At 56.3% G+C, this 22,911-nt stretch carries 21 protein-coding genes and 1 pseudogene; 13 read left to right on the top strand and 9 right to left on the bottom strand.

Annotated elements, in window-relative coordinates; translation table 11 throughout:
- Nucleotides 1-391 precede the first annotated feature (391 nt).
- The 3 genes from pgl to gnd are packed head-to-tail and all read right to left on the bottom strand — an operon-like array spanning nt 392 to nt 4,043.
- Nucleotides 392-1,078 (bottom strand): 6-phosphogluconolactonase, encoded by a 687-nt coding sequence (pgl, locus tag BOW53_RS07920; RefSeq protein WP_078487376.1) that lies wholly within the window; start codon nt 1,076-1,078, stop codon nt 392-394.
- Nucleotides 1,079-1,092: 14 nt separating this feature from the next.
- Nucleotides 1,093-2,574: a glucose-6-phosphate dehydrogenase gene (zwf, locus tag BOW53_RS07915; protein ID WP_078487374.1), complete on the bottom strand. Its 1,482-nt coding sequence runs from the start codon at nt 2,572-2,574 to the stop codon at nt 1,093-1,095.
- Between the two features lie 20 nt (nt 2,575-2,594).
- Entirely contained in the window at nt 2,595-4,043 is a 1,449-nt protein-coding gene (gene gnd / locus BOW53_RS07910; RefSeq protein ID WP_078487372.1) for a decarboxylating NADP(+)-dependent phosphogluconate dehydrogenase, read from the bottom strand.
- Nucleotides 4,044-4,256: 213 nt separating this feature from the next.
- Here gnd and BOW53_RS07905 point away from each other — a divergent pair, with 213 nt between their 5' ends.
- The 3 genes from BOW53_RS07905 to grxD all read left to right on the top strand — a co-directional run bounded on the left by BOW53_RS07905 (nt 4,257) and on the right by grxD (nt 7,020).
- Nucleotides 4,257-6,038, top strand: coding sequence for an N-acetylglutaminylglutamine amidotransferase (locus BOW53_RS07905; protein ID WP_078487370.1), 1,782 nt, complete (start codon nt 4,257-4,259; stop codon nt 6,036-6,038).
- 30 nt (nt 6,039-6,068) lie between these two features.
- On the top strand, nt 6,069-6,518 hold the full coding sequence (locus BOW53_RS07900) for a CopD family protein (RefSeq protein WP_342748421.1): 450 nt from the start codon (nt 6,069-6,071) through the stop codon (nt 6,516-6,518).
- A gap of 163 nt (nt 6,519-6,681) precedes the next feature.
- Nucleotides 6,682-7,020, top strand: coding sequence for a Grx4 family monothiol glutaredoxin (gene grxD, locus BOW53_RS07895; RefSeq protein ID WP_078487368.1), 339 nt, complete (start codon nt 6,682-6,684; stop codon nt 7,018-7,020).
- A gap of 116 nt (nt 7,021-7,136) precedes the next feature.
- Here the strand turns inward: grxD and rnt are convergent, their stop codons facing one another.
- Complete coding sequence (rnt, locus tag BOW53_RS07890) at nt 7,137-7,787, bottom strand: ribonuclease T (protein ID WP_078487367.1); 651 nt, start codon at nt 7,785-7,787, stop codon at nt 7,137-7,139.
- 101 nt (nt 7,788-7,888) lie between these two features.
- On the opposite strand from rnt, the gene BOW53_RS13535 reads away from it, so the two are divergent.
- The 10 genes from BOW53_RS13535 (at nt 7,889) to BOW53_RS07840 (ending at nt 19,757) form a co-directional block, all read left to right on the top strand.
- Complete coding sequence (locus BOW53_RS13535) at nt 7,889-8,158, top strand: TraB/GumN family protein (protein WP_078487365.1); 270 nt, start codon at nt 7,889-7,891, stop codon at nt 8,156-8,158.
- Between the two features lie 5 nt (nt 8,159-8,163).
- On the top strand, nt 8,164-8,769 hold the full coding sequence (locus BOW53_RS07880) for a TraB/GumN family protein (protein ID WP_342748420.1): 606 nt from the start codon (nt 8,164-8,166) through the stop codon (nt 8,767-8,769).
- 136 nt (nt 8,770-8,905) lie between these two features.
- Nucleotides 8,906-9,631, top strand: coding sequence for an MlaA family lipoprotein (locus BOW53_RS07875; protein WP_078487361.1), 726 nt, complete (start codon nt 8,906-8,908; stop codon nt 9,629-9,631).
- Between the two features lie 414 nt (nt 9,632-10,045).
- Entirely contained in the window at nt 10,046-10,432 is a 387-nt protein-coding gene (locus BOW53_RS07870; RefSeq protein ID WP_342748419.1) for a hypothetical protein, read from the top strand.
- A 40-nt stretch (nt 10,433-10,472) separates the two neighbouring features.
- Nucleotides 10,473-11,081: a sulfur globule family protein gene (locus tag BOW53_RS13530; RefSeq protein WP_078487355.1), complete on the top strand. Its 609-nt coding sequence runs from the start codon at nt 10,473-10,475 to the stop codon at nt 11,079-11,081.
- Nucleotides 11,082-11,644: 563 nt separating this feature from the next.
- Nucleotides 11,645-14,299, top strand: a complete 2,655-nt coding sequence (aceE, locus tag BOW53_RS07860; protein WP_078487353.1) for a pyruvate dehydrogenase (acetyl-transferring), homodimeric type — start codon at nt 11,645-11,647, stop codon at nt 14,297-14,299.
- A 63-nt stretch (nt 14,300-14,362) separates the two neighbouring features.
- Nucleotides 14,363-15,697, top strand: coding sequence for a dihydrolipoyllysine-residue acetyltransferase (gene aceF, locus BOW53_RS07855; protein WP_078487351.1), 1,335 nt, complete (start codon nt 14,363-14,365; stop codon nt 15,695-15,697).
- Nucleotides 15,698-15,929: 232 nt separating this feature from the next.
- The gene (gene lpdA / locus BOW53_RS07850) at nt 15,930-17,654 is read left to right on the top strand and encodes a dihydrolipoyl dehydrogenase (RefSeq protein ID WP_078487349.1); all 1,725 of its coding nucleotides are present in this window, start codon (nt 15,930-15,932) and stop codon (nt 17,652-17,654) included.
- Between the two features lie 54 nt (nt 17,655-17,708).
- Nucleotides 17,709-18,518, top strand: a complete 810-nt coding sequence (locus BOW53_RS07845; RefSeq protein WP_172838824.1) for an alpha/beta fold hydrolase — start codon at nt 17,709-17,711, stop codon at nt 18,516-18,518.
- A gap of 420 nt (nt 18,519-18,938) precedes the next feature.
- Nucleotides 18,939-19,757: a 3-hydroxybutyrate dehydrogenase gene (locus BOW53_RS07840; protein ID WP_342748418.1), complete on the top strand. Its 819-nt coding sequence runs from the start codon at nt 18,939-18,941 to the stop codon at nt 19,755-19,757.
- On the opposite strand, the gene BOW53_RS07835 is transcribed toward BOW53_RS07840, so the two are convergent.
- The 5 genes and pseudogenes from BOW53_RS07835 to BOW53_RS07820 all read right to left on the bottom strand — a co-directional run bounded on the left by BOW53_RS07835 (nt 19,754) and on the right by BOW53_RS07820 (nt 22,814).
- Nucleotides 19,754-20,035, bottom strand: a complete 282-nt coding sequence (locus BOW53_RS07835) for a hypothetical protein (protein WP_078487345.1) — start codon at nt 20,033-20,035, stop codon at nt 19,754-19,756. The genes BOW53_RS07840 and BOW53_RS07835 overlap by 4 nt on opposite strands.
- Nucleotides 20,036-20,047: 12 nt before the next feature.
- Nucleotides 20,048-20,209: a hypothetical protein gene (locus BOW53_RS12785; protein ID WP_172838823.1), complete on the bottom strand. Its 162-nt coding sequence runs from the start codon at nt 20,207-20,209 to the stop codon at nt 20,048-20,050.
- A gap of 455 nt (nt 20,210-20,664) precedes the next feature.
- Nucleotides 20,665-21,183 carry a DUF3299 domain-containing protein gene (locus BOW53_RS07830; protein WP_078487344.1) on the bottom strand — a complete coding sequence of 173 codons (519 nt, stop codon included), beginning with the start codon at nt 21,181-21,183 and terminating at the stop codon, nt 20,665-20,667.
- A 10-nt stretch (nt 21,184-21,193) separates the two neighbouring features.
- Nucleotides 21,194-22,257: pseudogene (locus BOW53_RS07825) on the bottom strand (ABC transporter permease).
- Complete coding sequence (locus tag BOW53_RS07820) at nt 22,257-22,814, bottom strand: ATP-binding cassette domain-containing protein (RefSeq protein WP_078487342.1); 558 nt, start codon at nt 22,812-22,814, stop codon at nt 22,257-22,259. Before BOW53_RS07820 ends, BOW53_RS07825 begins: the two are co-directional and overlap by 1 nt.
- Between the last annotated feature and the right edge of the window lie 97 nt (nt 22,815-22,911).

Genomic DNA, 22,911 nt, shown 5'->3' with positions numbered 1-22,911 from the left:
GTGGGCAAAAAAGTTCGGCTGCATAGTCTGTGTACTGTGATTGAAAAGTTGTGTGTGTGTTATTATCGCAGATTAAGGTGGGTTTTTAGAGATTCCCTATATCTGTAAGGATATTTGCGCTGTCGGTGTAAATATAGCCTGTTTCGCGCCAGCATAGGTGCTTATCCCGCCTAAGCGGTGAATTACATAATTACGATAGCAGCGCCGGAATACCCGGAACTTACCGTCAAAAGATGGAAGCAGCTGCAGACTGGAGGAGATGGATCATGAGTACTGATATGCAATCGGTAGGTAATTTCTGCACCAAGTGCACCGTAATCGGTGTTGTTGCAATTGCTTTGGTAACGGCGGCAACGCTGGTTTGGGTGTTTATGCTTTAAAGTTGTAGGTCCTATACAACGCGATTCCCCTCGAAAGCAGGGGAGTCGATCAATACTTCACACTCTACCGGGCAGCGGATGGTTGCCACGGGCAGTGTCTGCTTGCCTGAGCGCCAGTGATTCACAGCATCCTGCTTGCTCTCCCCGGTAATCAGAAACAGCAGGCTGTGGCATCGTCCCAGGGCCTCCTTGCTGAGGCTGATGCGTTCAGGCGGAGGCTTGGGTGCATCTCGGACAGGTACTACCAGCTCGTTTTCAGGGTGCAGGTGGCCGGGAAAAAGGCTTGCGGTGTGCCCGTCTTCCCCCATGCCGAGCAGCACCATGTCGAAAGGGAGTACCTCCTCGATGGTTGCTGTGTAGGCTGCAGCGCCAGGTTCAGAGCCCAGCTCAGCGGGTATGGGATAGATCTGCCCTGGCGGGATAGGTACCTTTGAAGTGAGCGCCCGCTTCGCCATCAGGCTGTTTCTGTCGGGGTGATCGGCTGGCAGGCAACGCTCATCACCAAAATAGATGTGCCACTTCTGCCAGTCGGCGCTGCTTTCCGCCAGTAGTCGGTAGGTAAGTGCCGGGGTACGGCCTCCGGCCAGTACCAGCTTGAAGCAGCCTCGATCGGCAACAGCCTGTCGGGCAGCCTCGAGGATCCTGTCGCGTGCGGTGCGCGCCACCGCCTCGGCATCATCCAGTATCGTCCACTCCATCCTGGCAGCCGCTCCTAGGTATCTTCCGGGGACATACTGTGGCGCCAGTGGTGCTCCGCCTTTTCGAACAGCCGGCGGCTCTCTTCCGGGCCCCAGGTGCCTGCGGTGTAACCTGGGATAAAATCCCGCTCCGTGGACCATATCCGCAGCACCGGGTCGACAACCCGCCAGGCGTACTCCACCTCGTCGTAACGCAGGAAGAGAGAGCGGTCGCCCTGGATGACATCGAGCAGCAGTTCCTCGTAGGCGTCGGTGGCCGCCTCGTGGGTGCGGCGCAGGCTGGCGTCCAGGCTGGTGGGGCGGGTGCGCATCTCCAGCCCGGGTTCTTTTACCGTCATCTCCACCTTGAGGCACTCCGAAGGTTGAATGCCCAGCAGCACCCAGTTCTGCTTCATGCGTTCCACCTGGGTGTCGCGGAAGAACTGCTGGGGCGGGTGGCGGAAACAGATGGAGACCATGGACTGACTCTCAGCCATGCGCTTACCGGTGCGCAGGTAGATCGGCACGTCCCGCCAGCGCCAGTTGTCTATGTAGAGCTTGAGAGCGGCATAGGTTTCGGTGACGCTGTCTGGTGGGACCTTGTCTTCCTGAAGATAACCCGGGACCTTCTCACCATCGACACTGCCTTCTGTGTACTGGGCGCGGAAAGCGTGTGCGTGTACGGCCGACGGGGGAATCGGCCTGATCGACTTGAGCACCTTCACTTTCTCATCGCGCAGGACCTCGGCTTCCATGGAGACCGGCGGCTCCATAGTCACCAGGGTCAACAGTTGGAGCAGGTGACTCTGGATCATGTCGCGCATGGCGCCGGCTCCGTCGTAGAAGTCGGCCCGGCTGCCCACACCAAGGGTCTCCGAGTGGGTGATCTGGATGTGGTCGATGTAGTTGCGGTTCCAGAGCGGCTCCATCATGGTATTGGCGAAGCGGAATACCAGGACGTTTTGTACCGTGCCTTTACCCAGGTAGTGATCGATGCGGTAGAGCTGGTCTTCCCGCAGGTAACGCCCGATTCGCTTCTGCAAGCCCTGGGCGCTCTCCAGGTCGTAACCAAAGGGTTTTTCAATGACCACCCGCTTCCAGCCGTGCCCCTCATCGAGCAGGTCCGCATGGCTCAGGTGCTCTGCCACCACGCCGAATTCGGCAGGGCGGATCGCCATGTAGAAAGCGATGTTGTCGGGGAGATCAGAACGATTGTCGAGATGTTCCTTCAGTCGGTGGTACATCTCGCTGTCTGTAAGATCGCCGCGGAAGTAACTGAGGCGGCTGGCAAAGCGCTGGAAGATCGTTTCGTCCAACCCGCCACGGGCCTTGGCGCTCACCCACTCCCGCACCTCCGACAGGCGCTTTTCGTCATTCCATGGTCTGCGGCCGATAGCCAGGATACGGGTTTGCGCCGTGAGCTTCCCCGCTGCCTCCAGGTGATAGAGAGCCGGCATTAATTTGACGCGGGAGAGGTTGCCGGTAGCGCCGAAGATCACGTAGGTGCAGTCATTCATGTTATTCTCTCCAGTCGGTCCTACACATCGTATTTCGTCGAAGCCGTATCGCCACTCTCACCGGTCCAGTCGGTATGGAAGTGCTCACCCCTTGGGCGGTCGATACGTTCATAGGTGTGAGCGCCGAAGTAGTCCCGCTGGGCCTGGAGCATGTTGGCTGGCAGCCGGCCGCTGCGATAGCCGTCAAAGAATGACAAAGCGGAGGTGAAAGCGGGCAGGGGAATGCCCAGTTCGATACCCAGAACGGCCGTGCGGCGCCAGCCGTTGTCAGCCTGCTGTACTGCACGGGAGAAGAAGTCGTCCAGCAGCAGGTTTTCCAGGTCGGGAGCGGCATCGAAGGCCTCTTTGATGTTGCCCAGGAAACGGCTGCGGATAATGCAGCCTCCACGCCACATCAGGGCGATATCGCCGTAGCTGAGATTCCAGCCATACTCTTTGGCCGCCTCCTGCATCAGCATGTAGCCCTGGGCGTAGGAGATGATCTTGGATGCATAGAGTGCATCCTGCAGATCGCTGATGGTCTGCTGGCGGTCGCCATCAAATCTTACCTGGGGGCGACCCAGCATCTCTTCTGCACGCATGCGCTGATCTTTGAGGGCGGAGAGGCAGCGTGCGAACACCGCCTCGCCGATGAGGGTGAGAGGAATACCCAGTTCCAGGGCGCTGATACCGGTCCACTTGCCGGTGCCTTTCTGGCCGGCACTGTCGAGGATCTTCTCCAACAGGGGCTCACCGTCACTGTCCCGTGTGCCGAGAATCACCGCGGTGATCTCGACGAGATAGGAGTCGAGTGCGCCCTTGTTCCATTCGCTGAGCACCTCCTGCATCTCGTCGGCCTCCATGCCGAGTCCCGATTTCATCAGGTGGTAAGCCTCGCTGATGAGCTGCATGTCGCCGTACTCGATGCCGTTGTGAACCATCTTTACGTAGTGTCCGGCACCACCTTCTCCAACCCATTGGCAGCAGGGTTCGCCGTCCACCTTGGCGGCAATGGCCTGCAGTATGGGTTGTACTTCGGGCCAGGCAGTCCGGTCACCGCCGGGCATTACCGAAGGGCCGTGGCGTGCGCCCTCCTCGCCACCTGAAATACCGCAGCCAAGATAGCGGATGCCTTGCTGGGACAGCTCGCTCATACGTCTTTCGGTGTCTGTGAAGCGTGAATTTCCGCCGTCTATGATGATGTCCCCTTGATCCAGCAGGGGGAGGAGCTGGGCGATGACACTGTCCACTGCGTTGCCGGCGCGGACCATCAGCATGATCTTGCGCGGGGGATGGAGGCAGGACACGAGTTCTTCAAGTGCGCTTGTGTCGATTACGCGGGTGTCCCTGGCCGGGCCGTCGAGGAAGGCATCCGTCTTCTCCCTGGATCGGTTGTAGACCGCGACCCGGTAGCCGTGGTCGTTCATGTTGAGGACAAGGTTCTGGCCCATGACGGCCAATCCGATTAACCCGATATCTGCATTCGGCATCTCTACTCCCTCGATTCGTACCGGCAAGAAAGCATCTTAGCAACAGATACGAGTGATGATTACCTTGTTTATTCCATGGCCGGTGACGTGAGTCTGAAATACGATGAAATTCAGACTCGCGGCACTAGAATATGGCAACATACTATAGTTAGCGTTTGATGAATTCCCGGGGAACTCTGATCAGAGTGCCCCTTTTGTTTTGGAGTAAACCTGATGTGCGGGTTGTGTGGTGAGCTGAGATTCGATGGGCAGAGGCCCGATATGGGGGCGATCCAGCGTATGACCGCCAAGTTGGAGCGGCGCGGTCCGGATCATGGTGGTTTCTTTGGTGACGGCCCCCTGGCTTTAGGTCATCAGCGCCTAGAAATCATCGATGTGACCGAGCATGCCAACCAGCCGATGGTGGATCAGCAGCTGGGTCTTGCCCTGGTGTTCAACGGTACCATCTACAATTACCCTGAACTGCGCGAGGAGCTGCGGGGAATGGGCTATCACTTCTTCTCCGATGGCGATACCGAGGTGATCATCAAGGCCTACCATGCCTGGGGGGAGCGGTGTGTGGAACGTCTCAGCGGCATGTTTGCCTTCGCTCTCTGGGGTCAGCGGGATAACAGCCTGTTCCTGGCCCGGGACCGTATGGGCATCAAGCCACTCTACTACGCTGCCGGTGAAGGTTTCTTCCGTTTCGCTTCCAACACCCAGTCGATCCTCGCTGGAGGGGGTATTGATACCAGCATCGACCCGGTGGCCCTGCACCACCAGTTCACCCTGCATGCAGTGATTCCGGCGCCGCGCACCATCATGAACGGTGTGCGAAAGCTGCAGCCGGGACACTGCATGAGAATCGACGCCGAAGGCAGGCGCACCCTGCGCCGTTACTGGAACCTGCCGGCCATGCGCCCCGATAAGCCCTTGAGCGACGGTGAGTGGTTGGAGGCGATCCATGACGCCCTGCGTTCTGCGGTGCAGAAACGCAATGAAATTGCGGACGTACCGGTGGGTGTGCTGCTCTCGGGCGGGCTGGACTCCAGCCTGCTGGTTGCCCTTTTGGCTGAAACAGGTGTGAGTGACCTGCGTACCTTCTCGGTGGGCTTCGAGGATCACCCAGACGAGAAAGGAAGCGAGTTCGAGTACTCGGATCAGGTTGTGGCTTATTACGACACCAACCATCACAAGTACCACATTCCCAATGCCGAGGTGCTGAAACGACTGCCGGAGGCAGTGGATGCCATGGCGGAGCCGATGTTTGGCCAGGATGCCGTGGCTTTCTACCTGCTTGCGGAACAGGTATCAAAGCAGATCAAGGTAGTGCAGTCCGGGCAAGGCGCTGACGAGGTGTTCGGCGGCTACTTCTGGTATCCGAGAATGATGGCAGAAACCGAGGGGACTCCGGTTGAGCGTTTTGCCAGGCACTACTTCGACCGGGATCACGAGGAGTATCTCCACGGCGTGAACGAAGGCTACCGGGGGGAGGATCATACCAGCGCTAAGCTCGCCGAGCTGTTGGCAGAGCCGGCGGCGGATACATTCATGGACGCGGTCCTGCGCATGGATGTGACTACCCTGATCGTCGACGATCCAGTGAAGCGGGTGGACAACATGACCATGGCCTGGGGGCTGGAGGCGAGGGTGCCGTTTCTCGATCAGAACCTGGTGGAGCTTGCGGCCCGCTGCCCCCCCGAGTTCAAGTTGCGGGAGGGGGGTAAATATCCCCTCAAGGCGATGGCCAGGGGGATACTGCCCGACGCGGTGATCGATCGCCCGAAGGGTTACTTTCCCATGCCTGCACTGAAGTATGTCCGGGGTGATTTTCTGGAATGCATGCGCGACATTCTCAATTCCCAGGCCTGCCTGGAGCGGGGTGTTTATAGTCGTGCCTACGTGGACATGCTGCTCTCCGCTCCCGAAATGCACCACACCAGGCTACAAGGCAGCAAGCTTTGGCACGCAGCGCTGCTGGAGTTCTGGCTGCAACGTAATGTGGATGCTGCTTAATTTAAGAGAATTGATTGTTTAGGTGTTTGTATGTTGTCGATTGCAATGACCCTGCACGTGCTGGGAAGTGTTATCTGGGTTGGCGGGATGTTTTTTGCCCACATGGCACTGCGGCCAGTGGCTGCTGAACAGCTGGAACTGCCACAGCGACTACCCCTGCTCAAGGGCGTACTGGATCGTTTTTTTCGCTGGGTTTGGCTCTCGGTGGTCCTGATTCTGGTCTCCGGGTACCGGATCTATTTCGTTCCATTCAATGCAGAGGCTGGGCTTCACGTTCTCGTGATGCTGGTTGTCGGGACCGTGATGGCCGGAATTTTTATCTTCATCTACAGCATGCCATACCAGCGCATGGGGCGCGCCCTCGACGCCGGTGAACTGCCCCTTGCGGGGGCCAGCATGGCGCTGATACGCCGCCTGATCGGGTTCAACTTGGTATTGGGGCTGGTTACCACGGTCATTGCTGTGGCCAAGCCTTTTTAAATGGTTTTTTTCTGAAAACCGGGCTGGTATTTATGCCAATAGGCGAAGCGTGGATTTTCTGGGATCCTTTAAGGAATTCAGTTGTTTGGCGGCAGGGGGCTTGAAACCCGCCTGTGAAGCCTTATGTTAGGTTTTTAAGATTTTCTCGGTAGTGAGGTGAGTGATGGACGTTTTGGATCGGATCAGGGAGCAGGTGGAAGGCAATCCCATCGTGCTCTACATGAAGGGTACCCCCCAGTTTCCCCAGTGTGGTTTCTCTTCCCGCGCGGCAGCAGCACTGCAGGACTGCGGTGTGAATTTTGCCTATGTCAATGTGCTGGCAGATGCCGAGATCTTCGAGAACCTCCCACGCTACGCCGACTGGCCGACTTTCCCCCAGCTCTACATCAACGGTGAGCTGGTAGGCGGCTGCGACATCACCCTGGAACTCCACGCCAGTGGCGAGTTGCAGCAGATGGCTGCGGAAGCGGCCAAGAATTGGCCTGAAGAAGAGCAGAGCTGACAGCTGTTCTCCGCTCGGTATGAATGGGGCCCGGTTACGCTGAAGCGTACCGGGCTTTTTTATGTACGGGATGCACAGGAGCGGCGATGTACAGGATGTACGGGCAGGCAACTCGCCTAGGCAGGCTCCACCGGCAGCCAGGGCCTTTCGGGACAGCATTTGTGACATTTGTTGATGATGGTACAGAACAGTTCCGCGGTCTTTTCGGTGTCGTAAATGGCAGAGTGGGCTTCGCTGTTGCTCCAGTCGATACCCGCGGCCTGCACTGCCTTCGCCAGGACCGTTTGGCCGTAGGCCAGGGCCGAGAGGGAAACGGTGTCAAAAGTGCTGAAGGGATGGAACGGGCTGCGCTTGTAACCCGTACGTTCAACCGCGGCGTTGATGAAACCGAGGTCGAAGAAGGCATTGTGACCTACCAGCACGGCTCGTGTGCAGCCGCTCTCCTTGATTGCCTTGCGAATGGGCTTGGAGATTTTTTTCAGCGCATCCAACTCCGGAAGGGCATCCCTGAAAGGATGGTGGGGGTCGATCCCATTGAACGCCAATGCCTTGGGGTCGATATTGGCCCCTAGAAAGGGTTCGACGTGACAGGCGATGGTCTCCGCCTTGTGTAGCAGTCCTTCTTCGTCCATACACAGGGTGACGGCTGCGATTTCCAGCAGGGCATCGGTCTGGTTGTTGAAACCGGCGGTTTCCACATCGACCACAACGGGCAGAAAGCCGCGGAAGCGATTGGCGATATTCGGGTTGTAGAGGGAGTCGGTCATGGGCGCAAAGGATAAAGGATATGGGCTTGATTTACGAACCGGCGGGGCTGCTATAGTGATTCCATGGGAATCTGTGTCCAGATAGTGAAAGAGGGGTGAACATGGCTTGCCGGAAGGCGGTATTGAAAGGGATGTTGTGGCTGCTTTTGCTGCTTTTGCTGCTGAGTGGGCTGGTTCTTGCGCAACCCTCCGGCGACAATGGCCTGCTCTATCGAATACAGGCGCCTGGCGGTGAAATCAGTTACCTTTTTGGCACCATTCACTCTGAAGACAAGCGGGTGATGGATCTTCCTGGCCCGGTAGGTGACGCCTTTCAACATAGTCGGCGGCTTGCTATCGAGGTGACACTTGATGCAGCGCTCTTACTCTGATTATTGTGGTGTATGACGATGGGAGAGACTTGAAATCCGTTGTCGGAGAGGAGATCTACAGGCGCTGCGTGGAGGCCATGGCAGATCGAGGAATGCCGGAGATTGCCGTACGTCTGTTCAAGCCATGGACGGTGACGACCATGTTGAGCGTGCCCCCGGCTGAGACGGGCGAATTTTTGGGTTTCTACTTGTATCGCCTGGCTGTGCAGAAAGGGATTGAAGTGATTGGGCTGGAGACGGTGCAGGAGCAACTCGATGTCTTTGATGGTATGCCGGAAACCGACCAAGTGGCATTGTTGGTGGATACGCTAAATAATCTGGATCAGCTGCCGATGTTGAATCAACAACTGCTTGAGGCTTACCTGCAGAGAGACCTCCGCAAACTGGCTGAACTGAGCAACCAATCCCTGAGCCTGAGTGATGAAGCGTTGGGTTATCAGATTAAGCAGAGGGTGGTGGATGACAGGAATCGCAGAATAGCGAAGCGCCTGGAACCCCTGATGTATGAGGGCGGGCTGTTTGCTGCCGTAGGCGCATTGCATCTGCCGGGTGAGGCGGGTTTGCTGGTGCTGTTGAGGGAGCAGGGTTTTTCAGTAGATCTCGTTTATTGAAACGAGGTTGTAAACTGAACCGTTTTTAATAGGTGTTCCAGGCTCATAGATGTGGTAGATTCAACGGAACTTTAACTATGGAACTGGTGTTTCCTAGATCTGGTTAGAAGAAAGGCGATTAAAGGAATAAGAATAAATGGCGAACAGAGGCCTACTAAATCGATTTGGGGTTGTCCTTTTATCCGGGCTGCTGGTGCTGCTGTCCGGCTGTGCAACCACAAATGATTACAGTGATCCCCGTGACCCGATCGAGGGTTTCAACCGGGCGATGTACGAATTCAACGATGCCCTGGACCGGGCGATCGTAAAACCCCTGGCCGAAGGCTATAAGGCCATCATGCCGACTCCAATCGACAAGGGCATCACCAATTTCTTCGGCAACCTTGCTGATGTGGGCTCCGCTATCAACAACCTGCTCCAGTTCAAGCTGAAGCGTGCTGCAAGCGATGTAGGCAGGGTACTGGTCAACTCGACGCTGGGTATTCTCGGTTTCATCGACGTGGCCTCCAATATGAACCTGGATAAGTACGGCGAGGATTTCGACCAAACGCTGGGTGTTTGGGGTGCCGGCCCCGGTCCCTACATCGTGCTGCCTATTCTCGGTTCTACCAGTGGGCGTGGCATTTTCGGAATCGTGGTGGATTGGTACACCGATCCGGTGCGTTACGTAAAACCGAACCGCTGGCGCAACGGCCTCATCGTGCTGAGAGGTATCGACAAGCGGGCAGATCTGCTGGGTGCAAGCCGTGTGCTGGAAGAGGCAGCGCTTGATCCCTACGAATTCAGTCGCGACGCCTATCTGCAGAAGCGACGAAGCGACGTATACGACGGAAACCCGCCGCCTGAAGACTTCGAAGAGTAGATTACCCGCACAGCCAGAATGTCCAAAGAGCCCCTTCAACCGAAGGGGCTTTTTTTGGCCAGGGATGGCCTTATGTCGCGGAGAACATGGATGTTCGAGAGTGACTTATGTACAGGAAGTACGGACAGGAAATTGCTCCATGCATTTCCTGCGCTTCCGCCATCCATGGCGGTCGTATGCCGCGGGCGCAGGGATGCGCAGGAGCGGTTGGCCATGGATGGACTTAATATGGCGGCGGGTTAACATCAGGAAGTAAATTACTATCGGGGTATATGAGAATTCTATATAAACAATATAAAATTGTAATTTGTTATATTAAGTAAATACTAATATTGTGTAATTTAGGAAAGCGTAGGAGTACAAGGCATTCCGGTGAAAAAACTGAACGAATCAGATTATTTTACGGAGAAGATTATGAACAAGATTGTTAAAGCTGCTTCTATCGCTGCAATGCTCGCTGCTTCTGCTTCTGCTTCTGCTTCTGCTTCTGCTTCCGCTTCCGCTTCCGCTTCCACTTCCGCCTCTGCCTGGTGGGGTGGTCCTTGGGGCGGTGGTCCCTGGAGTGGTCTCGGTGACGGCTGGGGTGATTTCAACATGAACTTCAGCGGTCGTGGTTCCGGTTCCGGTCGTGGTTACGGCTACGGCCACCCCTACTACGGTGGTTACGGCTACCCCCTACGCTCCTGTTGCTCCGGTAGCACCTGCTGCTCCTGCTGCAGAAGCCAAGTAAGACCGACCGTCTTATCTGACACCAGGGATGGCCTGGGCACAAGGATCGTGCCGAAAACAAGCATAGACTGACGATTGAAGGCTAATCGCTCAGTTAACCGAGGATTAGTCCATGAAAAAGATTATCAAGCTGGCTGCAGCTGCAGCACTTGCTACCGCTTCCATGACCGCCAGTGCATGGTGGGGCGGTGGCCCCTGGAACGGCCTGGGCAATGGTTGGGGCGATGGTGCCTTCAACATGAGCTTCAGCGCCCGTAGCAGTGCCTATGGTCGTGGTTACGGCTATGGCCACCCTTATCACTACGGTTATGCCCCCTACGGCTACGCGCCTTACGCAGCACCTGTTGCCGGTCTGAGTGAAGAACAGCAGCAGACCATTGCTGATCAGCAAAAAGCTTTCACTGAACAGCAGGCCAAGATGATGCAGGATGCCGTAGAGGCCCAGCGTAAGATCGCTGAGCAGTTCACTGCAACGCCTTTCGGCAACGACTTCGCGCCGATGGCTCGTCGTCCTTTCGAAGCACCCGAGTTCCCTTCGATTGCCCGTCGTCCCTTCGAGGCGCCTGAGTTCGGTGCCCGTCATGAAGATGTGCGCAAAGAGATGCAGACCCGTCGTGACGAGATGATGAAGCAGGCTGAAGAGCGTCGCGAGGCCGCTCGCGAGCGCCACGCTTCCATGCGCAAAGAGATGGAAGAGCGTCGCATACATCGCCCGATCTAATCCGGCAGTTTCGGATTCGATGAAAAAGCCTGCGAGGGAAACCTCGCAGGCTTTTTTTATGTACAGGATGTACGGTATGCCGCGGGTGCAGGGATGCACAGCAGCGGCGATGTACAGAAAGAGTAGTCTGGTCGACTTGATCGCTGCTTGTAGGAATGGGAGGGGTGTGGGAGGGGCGCCCTCGCCCCGATAGTGGCATTGATCGAATCACCGGCTGTGTAACGGACTCATTCGCCGCGGGGGCGCGGCTCCCACGGTGATAGGCGCGACGCAGGCTATCCTGGTAGTAGCGTCCAATCCTTCCATTACCCCTGAAATCAATAATAAAACCGCGAAATAACCCGTCTACGCTTTAACTCTGAGGGCTCTTCTATTACCTAGTCTTCGTCATAACCCACGAACTATTTGGGGTTGGATATGATGGGGGAATCTTGTATATTGCACCACGCAATACAAAGCATTAAGAATGTCAATAATAGAAATATCTATTATAGATGTACTGAATGTTTCCCGTCATTAAAAGGGAAATAAAAAATGAACTAATAGAAGCCAAGAGAGAGTTTATGGCGATGAAACCTGATATAGATCCGCAGGAAACACAGGAGTGGCTCGATGCGTTGGAAGGTGTCCTTGAAAATGAGGGTATTGACCGTGCTCACTACCTGATTGAAAAACTGGTGGACAAGGCGCGCCGTTCCGGTGCCTATCTCCCTTTCAGTGCCAACACGGCCTACGTCAATACAATTCCTGTCACCCAGCAGGAACGTTTCCCCGGTGATCGTGCCATGGAGCGCAGAATTCGCTCCTTTATTCGCTGGAATGCCATGGCGATGGTGGTGCAGGCCAACCGCATCTCCACTGAGCTCGGCGGTCATATTTCGAGTTTCGCATCCTCGGCCACCCTGTTCGATGTCGGTTTCAACCATTTCTTCCGTGGTCGCACCGATTCCCGGGACGGCGACCTGATCTTTTTCCAGGGGCACTCTGCTCCGGGTATCTATGCCCGGGCTTTCCTGGAGGGACGGATCAGCGAGGATGAACTCTATAACTTCCGCCAGGAGGCCGATGGCGATGGCTTGTCGTCCTATCCTCACCCCTGGCTCATGCCTGGTTTCTGGCAGTTCCCCACGGTTTCCATGGGACTGGGTCCCCTGATGGCGATCTACCAGGCCCGTTTCATGCGCTATCTCCATGATCGCGGCGTTCTCAATACCGACAAGCGCAAGGTCTGGGCATTCATGGGCGACGGCGAGATGGATGAGCCGGAGGCGCTCGGTGCCATCTCCCTTGCCGGACGTGAGCGTCTGGACAACCTGGTCTTCGTGGTCAACTGTAACCTGCAGCGCCTGGACGGCCCGGTGCGTGGCAACGGCAAGATCATCCAGGAACTGGAGGGCGTCTTCCGTGGTGCCGGCTGGAACGTCATCAAGGTGGTATGGGGCGGCTACTGGGATCCGCTTCTGGCCAGGGACAAGAACGGCACCCTGCTCAAGCGCATGGAAGAGTGCGTGGACGGTGATTACCAGGCTTACAAGGCCAAGGGCGGCGCCTATACCCGGGAGCACTTTTTTGGCAAGTATCCTGAGCTGGCCGAAATGGTGGCCAACATGACAGACGACGATATCTGGCGTCTGAACCGTGGCGGGCATGATCCCCACAAGGTGTTTGCTGCCTACTCTGAAGCCGTCAAGCACACTGGCCAGCCTACCGTGATCCTTGCCAAGACGGTGAAGGGATACGGTATGGGGGTTGCCGGTGAAGGGCAGAATATCACTCACTCTCAAAAGAAGATGGGAGAAGCGGCCCTGAAAGCGTTCCGTGACCGGTTCAATATTTCGATCCCTGATGAGCAGATCAATGCCACGCCTTTTTACAAGCCGCCTGCCGACAGCCCGGAGCTGAAATACATGCAGGAGCGCCGCCAGGAACTGGGCGGCTATTTGCCGGCACGCTTTACCGATGCGCCAAAGCTTGAGGTGCCTGGTCTCGACTTCTTCAATGCACTGCTTGAAGGAACGGGTGACAAAGAGATGTCCACCACCATGGCATTCGTACGTCTTCTGACCACCCTGATCAGGGACAAGAAGGTGGGCAAGTACGTGGTGCCGATCATTCCCGACGAGGCGCGCACCTTCGGCATGGAGGGCATGTTCAGGCAGTTGGGGATCTACTCCTCTGTTGGTCAGCTCTACACGCCGGTGGATTCCGACCAGGTGATGTACTACCGCGAGGACAAGAAGGGCCAGGTGCTGCAGGAAGGTATCAACGAGGCGGGCGCCATGTCGTCATGGATCGCCGCGGCAACCTCCTACAGTAATCATGGCGCCAGCATGATTCCCTTCTATGTCTACTACTCCATGTTCGGTTTCCAGCGTATCGGTGACCTGGCGTGGGCGGCAGGCGATATGCAGGCCCGTGGTTTCCTTATTGGTGGTACCGCCGGCCGGACCACGTTGGCGGGCGAAGGGCTGCAACACCAGGATGGTCACAGCCATCTGCAGGCGGCTACTATCCCCAACTGCGTCTCCTACGATCCGGCCTTTGCCTATGAGCTTGCGGTGGTCGTTCAGGACGGCATGCGCCGCATGTACCAGGAGCAGGAAAACGTTTTCTACTACGTCACCGTGATGAACGAGAACTACCAGCAGCCCGCCATGCCCAAGGGCGTGGAAGAGGGCATCATCAAGGGTATGTACCTGTTCAAGTCCGGAGGGCGCAAGAAGACCAAGGTTCAGTTGCTGGGCAGCGGCACTATCCTGCGCGAGGTGATTGCAGCTGGCGAAATGCTGGAGAAGGACTTCAACGTCTCTGCCGATATCTGGAGCGTGACCAGCTTTAACGAGCTGCGAAAGGAAGGTCTGAACAAGGAGCGGTGGAACATGCTCCACCCGGATAAGAAACCCCAGCTCAGCTATGTCGAGCAGCAGCTGGGCAAGCGCAAGGGGCCGGTTGTGGCGGCAACAGACTATATGCGCTCCTATGCAGACCAGATTCGAACTTTCGTGCCCGGGGATTACAGGGTGCTGGGAACAGACGGCTACGGGCGCAGTGACATGCGCTCCCAGCTGCGCAAGTTCTTCGAGGTCAATCGTTACTACATCGTGCTCGCGGCGCTCAAATCCCTGGCCGACCAGGGTGAGATACCCGTTGCCGAAGTGAAGAAAGCGATCAAGAAATACCGCATCGATCCCGAGAAACCGAACCCGGTTACGGTGTGATCAAGGTTTATCAGTGTCCTGCCCCAAAGGGGCGGGGTTCTACAGCGTGTTGGAGTGCACAGAGTGGGTACTGAAACAAAAGTATTGGTTCCGGATATCGGTGATTTTTCCGGAGTGGAAGTGATCGAGGTCCTGGTTAATCCCGGTGATCGGGTCGAAGTCGAGGGTTCCCTTATTACCCTGGAGAGCGACAAGGCCACCATGGAGATTCCATCGCCCCACGCAGGCGAGGTGAAGAGCGTGGCCATCAAGGTCGGCGACACGGTCGGTGAAGGCGACCTGCTGTTGGTCATGGACGTGGATGAGGAAGCTGCGGCAGAAGAGCCGGCAGAGCAGGGTGGCGTTCCTGCGCCAGCGGCAGAGGAGGTCGAGCCGGTGCAGGCGCCGGCCCCGACGCCGGTTGAATCGGCGGAGGAGTCTCAACGCCTGCCGGGTGAAAAGCAGCCCCAGCACCCCCCCGTCCTGGTACGGCCATCGGATGCCCCGTCTGCCACCGCTCATGCCAGTCCGTCGGTACGTCGTTTCGCCCGCGAGTTGGGTGTGGACCTGTTGCAGGTTAAAGGTTCCGGCGCCAAGGGGCGCGTAACCAAGGATGACGTTCAGAACTTCATTAAAAGTGTTCTGGCAGGAGGTGGTGCGGTTCCTGCCAGGGGTGGTGCCTTGACCCTGCCGCCGATACCCGAGGTGGACTTCTCCGCCTTCGGCGAGATCGACGAGCAGCCGCTGAGTCGTATCAAGAAGATCAGTGGTGCCCATCTCTGCGCCTGCTGGCTCAATGTGCCCCATGTTACCCAGTTCGACGAAGCGGATATCACGGATCTCGAGGCGTTTCGCCAGGAGCAGAAGGGTATTGCCGCCAAGCAGGATATCCGCCTCACCTTCATGCCGTTCCTGATGACGGCCTGTGTCGGTGCCTTGAAGCAGATGCCGGAGTTCAACAGCTCCCTCAGTGCCGATGGCGAGAACCTGATCTACAAACGGTATTTCCATATCGGAATTGCCGTGGATACCCCCAATGGATTGATGGTGCCGGTGATCCGGGATGTGGATAAGAAGGGGATCTTCGAACTGGCGCAGGAGCTTGTGGAAGTGAGTGGCCGTGCCCGCGAGGGCAAACTCGCACCGGCTGATCTGAAGGGTGGTTGTTTCTCTATCTCCAGCCTGGGAGGCATTGGCGGTACCGCTTTCACTCCTATCGTAAATGCACCCGAGGTGGCGATTCTGGGTGTCTCCCGCTCGGCCATGAAGCCGGTGTGGGACGGTAATGCATTTCAGCCCAGGTTGATGCTGCCTCTCTCGCTCTCCTACGATCACAGGGTGATCGATGGTGCCCAGGCGGCAAAATTCAGCACCCTGCTTTCTGGTTTGCTTGGCGATCTGCGAAAACTGTTGCTCTAGTTTTTTAAAAACAGTGCCCGATTTTAGAATTTCTGCTTCCAAGTCGGGCGTTTTTTTCTTTTGAGTGCTTAAAAACGGTAAAAATAGAACGCTATTTGTGGTTACTTTTCATTTTAGGATGATCGTCCTGTGAAAAACTGAAAAATAGTTTCTCTTTTTGCTGCGGTTGCGCTAATCTTTGTGCGCTCCACATAAATAATACCGTTACCCCCATAAATGCTGAGGATAGAGAATGAGTAACCTGATTGAAGTCACGCTGCCGGATATCGGGGATTTTGAGCAAGTCGACATCATCGAGGTGCTGGTGGCACCTGGTGATCAGCTCGAGGTCGAGGATTCGATGATCACCCTGGAGAGCGACAAGGCGACTATGTCCATTCCTGCTCCCCATGCAGGCAAGGTGAACAAGGTCCTGGTGAAGGTGGGTGACAAGATTTCACAAGGTGGTCCCATACTTATGCTGGAACTGGCCGAGGGGGAGAGTGCGGAGGCCAGGCATGAGCCCAGCGTTGCCCCGGTATCCGAGGCGGTTACCACTGCAGCGGATATTCACGCCGAGGTACTGGTGCTGGGTGCCGGCCCTGGCGGCTACACGGCGGCATTCCGTGCTGCCGACCTGGGCAAGAAGACCGTATTGATGGAGAAGCATGCCTCCCTCGGTGGCGTCTGCCTGAACGTGGGCTGTATTCCCTCCAAGGCATTGCTGCATGCGGCGGACGTGATCAATGAGGCAGCCGAGATGGAGCACATGGGGATAAGCTTCGGCAAACCCAAAGTCGACCTGGACAAGTTGCGTGCGGGCAAAGATAAGGTTGTCGGCAGATTGACCCAGGGACTCTCCGGCCTGGCCAAGCAGCGCAAGGTTGAAGTGGTTCGGGGCTGGGGCCACTTCGAGTCGCCCAACCGCATTGCGGTGGATACCGAAAAGGGCAAGGTCTTCATCTCCTTTGATAATGCAATCATTGCCTGCGGCTCACGGCCGGTTGAAATTCCCGGTTTTCCGAATGACGATCCACGCCTGATCAACTCCACGGGTGCACTGGCCCTTGAGGATGTTCCCAAGCGGATGCTGGTCATCGGCGGCGGCATCATCGGTCTCGAGATGGGCACCGTCTACAGTACCCTGGGCAGTGACATTGACGTGGTCGAGCTTCAGTCCAGCCTGATTCCGGGTTGTGACCCGGACCTGGTGCGTCCGTTTCAGAAGCGCATGAAGAGTAAGTTCAACAGTATCATGCTCCAGACCAAGGTGACCGAGATCAAGGCCCAGAAGGGTGGACTCAAGGTCTTCTTCGAAGGCAAGCAGGCACCGGAGAAACCCCAGACCTATGACAAGGTGCTGGTGGCCGTGGGGCGGGTGCCCAACGGCAAGATGATTGGTGCCGAGCATGCCGGTGTCAACGTGGATGAGCGGGGATTCATCGCCGTCGACGAACACATGCGCACCAATGTGCCCAATATCTACGCCATTGGTGACGTGGTTGGCAATCCCATGCTTGCCCATAAGGCGACCCACGAAGCCAAGGTGGCAGCCGAGGTGATCGCAGGCCAGCCTTCCCTGTTCGATCCACTGACCATACCCTCCGTGGCTTACACTGATCCCGAAGTGGCCTGGATGGGACTGACCGAGACCGAGGCCAAGGAGCAGGGTATCGAATATAAGAAAGGTGTGTTCCCCTGGGCCGCCTCCGGCCGTGCGCTTGGTATCGGTCGGGACGAGGGAATGACCAAACTGCTGTTCGATCCCGAGACCAAGCGGATTCTCGGTGCCGGTATCGTTGGTATTAATGCGGGCGAATTGATCGGTGAGGCGGTGCTGGCCCTGGAGATGGGCGCTGATGCAGAGGATATCGGCCTGACCATCCATCCCCACCCGACGCTCAACGAAACCATCTGCATGGCGGCAGAGATGGCTGAAGGGAGTATCACCGACCTGTTGCCGCCAAAGAAGCGCTAAGCAAAATCCAAACAGGGAATGGTTCTTGTAAGACCATTCCCTGTGCGCTTTTTAATGACCCGCACCCTTCAACCCATGAAGCTCAATTACCGCGAATACGGGGTTTTTCGCGAAGACCGCCCCTCCCTGTTGCTTTTGCATGGCCTGTTGGGCTCCTCCGCCAATTGGCACAGCATCGCCCGGGAACTCGGGAGTGATTGTCACCTGATCGTACCCGATTTGCGTAATCATGGCGGTTCTCCCCACGATTCCGATATCAGCTATGACGCCATGGTAGCGGACCTGTTGGCACTGATAGACGATCAGGGTTTCGATTCCGTTGTATTGGTAGGGCACAGCATGGGGGGCAAGGCAGCGATGTGGCTGTCCCTGAATTATCCAGATCTCGTTGAGGGATTGGTTGTGGTGGACATCTCTCCGGTGCGCTATCCAAACCGTTTCGGCACTATCCTGAAAGCCCTGTGCGAGTTGGATCTTGATGGGCTGGATGATCGGGGCCAGGCTGATATGAAACTGGCTCAACTACTGGAACAGAGGGCGTTACGCCAATACCTGTTGCAGAATCTTGTACAGCAGGCCGGGCAGTGGAATTGGCGTGTAAACCTTGAAGCCATAGAAAAAGGGCTGGATGGGATCATCGGTTTTCCGGACGTGGATGACAACAGCCAGTATCTCGGGCCGGTTCAGTTCATCTATGGCGGCAACTCCGATTATGTCCAGCATGAACATGAAAGAATCATACGAGACACTTTCCCCTTTGCCTGCCTGCGCAGCGTTCCAGGTGCCGGGCACTGGGTCTATTCCGAAAAGCCGGACGAGTTTCTGGCTGCCTTGAGAAGCTTTTTGGGTAAAGAGCTGATCTAGGGCCTCCTCCTCCGCTGACCGCTATGGAAGGCTGAAAGCTGAGGCGGTTAGTCCCTGGTAGCCGTGAGTGACCAGGACGTCCGGGGCACTAATAGGCTGTCGAAGGCCGAGTCGATTTTGGGGACTTGGATGTCCCAAAATCTTTCACGAGGTCGAAGACTCGCTTAGTTTCTGTGTGCCACATCCCAGGTGGTTATTACCTATTAAGGTATTCTCTTTTTGTATTGTTCATTGCTACTCTTAGATGAAGGGGCAGAGTATTTCTCCAGTGCCTTATTTCCATGGGAGTGTGTTTGAGTACTAGAATCAGAAGAATAATCTGGAAGGCTCCAGCTTCCTGGTTGGGAGCCGGGTGATTGGTAAGCAGTTCGAATCAAACTATTTTACGTAGTGTCAGAAAGCAGACATTGAGGAATATTTATGGCCCGCCAACTTGATGGAAAAACTGCAATTGTGACCGGAGCAACAAGCGGAATCGGATTGGCGATTGCTGAAGGCCTCGCGGCAGAGGGAGCTACGGTGGTCATCAACGGTCTCGGTACGCAACAGGCCATTGCCGAAGCTGTTGAGCGGATTCAAAATCGAAGCCCTGACGGTGGTGTTCACCATAGGGAAGTCGACATGCGTAATCCCGATGAAATTCAGGCTTACATGAACGCGGTAGAGGAAAAGCACGGTGCGATCGACATCCTGGTGAACAATGCAGGAATCCAGCACGTTGACCAGGTGGAGGACTTCCCGCGTGAGAAATGGGACGATATCATCGCTGCCAATCTTTCAGCCGTGTTTCACGCAACAGCGGCCGTCTTGCCAGGTATGAAGGTGCGCGACTTTGGGCGCATTATCAATATCGCCTCCGTCCATGGGCTTGTGGCCTCCCTGAACAAGGCTGCCTATGTATCGGCAAAGCACGGGGTCGTCGATTTGACCAAGGTGACGGCACTGGAGAATGCCGAGCGCAACGTCACCTGCAACGCCATCTGCCCCGGGTGGGTGTTTACGCCGCTCGTCGAAGCGCAGATCGAGAAGATAGCGCAAACAGAGGGGATCTCAGTGAGCGACGCTTCGGACACACTGCTGCGGGAAAAGGAACCCACGTTGCGTTTCACAAAAGCTGAAGAAATTGCCGCAGCGGTGCTCTTCCTTTTATCAGCCGCTGGAGCCAACCATGACCGGCAGTTGTCTTACATTGGATGGCGGATGGACTGCGCGATGATTTTTCGCCGGACAGGCTGCTAGCTAAGCACATCCTCCAGTTCCTGGTCAGTGAATTCGCTGTCAGGACCATAATTCTCCATCAGGTCCTGGTTGGCGTCATGCCGGGCCACCTCTTTGGGCTTGTTCAGCCCGAGGTGATGCTCATAACGTTCCCGCAGAAATCCCGCTTTCCGAAGCGCATCCCGAGAGAGGTCTGTTGAAACCGATCTTTGAATATTCTCCAAAGACGTTTCCTTTTTCTCCTCCTTGTCCTTTGATTGGCGTTTCAGCTCTTTAATTCTGACATCGCGTTTCGCCAATTTCTTATCCAGCTAGGCAATCTCCTGTTGCAGCTTTTTCAGTTTCTTCTCGGCCTTGAGTGCCTTCTTTTTATACTTCTTGAGTTCTTCTTTTCCCGCTTTCTTCTTCTTTGCCATGTCTACTCTGTCCCCCTCTTCTATAGATCCTGCCGGTGCACCCAGGGTTGCGGCCATCTTCTCGACCCGAATACTGCAAATGGGGATTGCTGCAGTAATCAATGACCAATATGGCTCATTATAGATTGGATCTCTGCCCAGGTTGCATAGAGTGGATATGCCGATTGTGCAGGAAGGGACGTTGAAGGTCGATTTTAGCAATCGACGCTTATTTCAGGGGAGCTGGTCTTCTCGCTCTATAGGTTGGGAAAAATCCAGGGGGCTCATTCTGTCACTACTGATAGGGTCTTGCGTGCAATGGCATCTTCCCCTTGAACCGAAGCGTTGCAGGTTCAGCTGCTCGCACTCTGATCGATTGCCTACTCTCGGTATGATAAGGGGCTGTCTGCTGGAAGGTGTGTAGTCATCCGGTGCATGCAGGTGACAGGACAGTTCCTCTGCATGAAGCTGGGGGCTAAGAAGGCCGCATAGGACGATTGTGCAGGCGAATGAATGCCAGGCAGTATTCATTCTTAAGGTGTCACCTCTTCTGCCTGGATCTGGTAACCGGCGGTCGCCAGGTCGCTGCTGAAAGACTTGGCACTCATGATGCCGGAAACCCAGACCGTGTCGAAGGCATAACGTATCTTGGCATCACCCTTGGGTACCTTTACATAGACGGTCTGGTTGGCCGAAGGGGGAGGCACATGGATGCAGGCGCCATAGTAAGGCACCAACAGAAACTCGCTCAGCTTTTTGCCGTCGCCTTCAGGGGGCACTACAAAGCCCGGCAATTTGACCCGCTTGCCGTCCAGGCTCTCCACCACCGGGGCTGCATTCCATGCCGCTTCCAGTTCCGTCAGTATCGTCTGTGCCCTGGGGTCATTGTCATCCAGCTCATTGATATCACCGAACTGTTCCATGATCTTGTCAGGGCGGTAGTCCTCGGGAATCATGGCGTCCCACTCCAGCTCCTGGGCCGGTTCTGCATGTACGGTGCTGAGGGATACTACGACTGAAAATAATAGCGGTATGGCAAACCAGAATTTCATTAATGGACCTCTAGATTCGTATGCTCATGCCATCGGCAAGGGAGTAGCGATAAGCGCGATAACCGGGTATTAGGCCAATAATCAGGCCGGAAGTTCCAACCAGTCCCAGGATCAGCCACCCCCGGATCGAGGGAAGGCCGATTGGCAGGTGGAGACCATATTGGCTCTCGATATAGGGTTGGGCAAGAAGCAAACCGGAATAGAGCAGCAGCAGGCCGAGTGCGATTCCCACCAGGCTGAGCAGCAGGCTCTCGCCGGTGACCAGGAGCAGGATGTGTCCCGGGCGTGCGCCCACCGAACGCAGTATCGCCATCTCCCGGCGCCGTTCATTGAGACCGGTCAGCATCACGGTCAACATGCCGATCAGGCCGACGGCCACAACAAGGACAGTGACCACCAGCAGGGCGTTCTCGGCCACACTCATCAGGTCCCAGAGCTGTTGCAGGGCCACCCCGGGCAGAATGGCGAGCAGGGGTTCCTTGCGGTAGTCATTGACCGCGCGCTGAACACGGAAGGTTGCGATCTTACTCTTGAGACCCACAAGGAAGGCGGTGATCGCCTTGGGTGTCAGGTTCTTTTGGAGGGCCTCGTCGGCACTGATTTTCAAGCCGGCCACTTGTCTGCCTGCAACCCAGTCCTTGTGGATCGCCTCGATACCTTCCAGCGGGACGTGTACGGTACGGTCCACAGGTGTGCCAGTGGGTTTGAGTATGCCCACCACCTCGAACGACTTGTCATCGTGCAGGGTAAAGCTGGTCTTGCCGGCGCCGTGGGCGATAACGATCTTCTGGCCTACCTTGTAGGCGAGTTTTTGGGCCACCTCGTGTCCCAGTACGGCGTGATAGACCTGATCGAGCGGAATACCGAGTAGAGCAGCAGGTTGATGGCGCCACTGCGTGCGCCAACCACCAGGTCGGTACCCGAGATGGTGTTGGCAAAGCTGTTGCGGGATTCCACCCGCAGACGCTCAACCCCCAGCAGGAGTGAAACGCTCAGGGCGATGCTCACCAGGGTCAGGATCGCCGTGAAGCGGCGGTTCAGCAGGCTCTTGAAGGCCAGGGAGATGGTCGACATCACTGCGCTCCCAGCTGTGTACGATTGATCTCATCCAGGGTGATGTGGTGTTCGAAAAGGGACTCAAGCTGACGGTCGTGGCTGACGAAGAGCAGGGTCGATCCGGTCTCCTCACACTCCTGGAACAACAGCCGGAGAAATGCCTGGCGCATGTCGCTGTCCAGGGCGGAGGTGGGTTCATCGGCGATGATGATCTCGGGTGCGCCGATCAGTGCCCGGGCCGTCGCCACCCGCTGCTGCTGGCAGATGCTCAGTTCCGTTACCGGGCGGTGGATGAGGTCTTCATGTGCCATATCCAGGTGCGTCAGCAGGCGCATGGCTTCATCATGGAGGCTCCTTCCTGATTCGGTCGCTTTCTGCTTACGCAAACCGGAGAAACGGCAAGGCAGGGTGACATGCTCCAGTACAGAGAGGTAGGGAATGAGGTTGAACAGCTGGAAGACAAAACCAATATGGTCCGAACGGAAATGGTCACGCCTGGCGCCGGATAGACGGTTGATCGTCTCTCCCAGGATCTTCACCTCACCCCTGGTTGGCAGGTTGACACCGGCGAGCAGCGCTAGTGGGCCATGCGGTTAATTCGGCAACGCATTCTTTGCCCTATTCACCGAGGCAATAATTTTCTCAGCACTCTTGGTCCACTGGAATGGCTTG

This window comes from Solemya velesiana gill symbiont (genome assembly GCF_002020805.1).
In the GTDB taxonomy this organism is placed as follows: domain Bacteria; phylum Pseudomonadota; class Gammaproteobacteria; order Chromatiales; family Chromatiaceae; genus Sedimenticola_A.
Note: the sequence above shows the minus strand (reverse complement) of the source record. Positions and strands in the feature narration are given on the sequence as shown.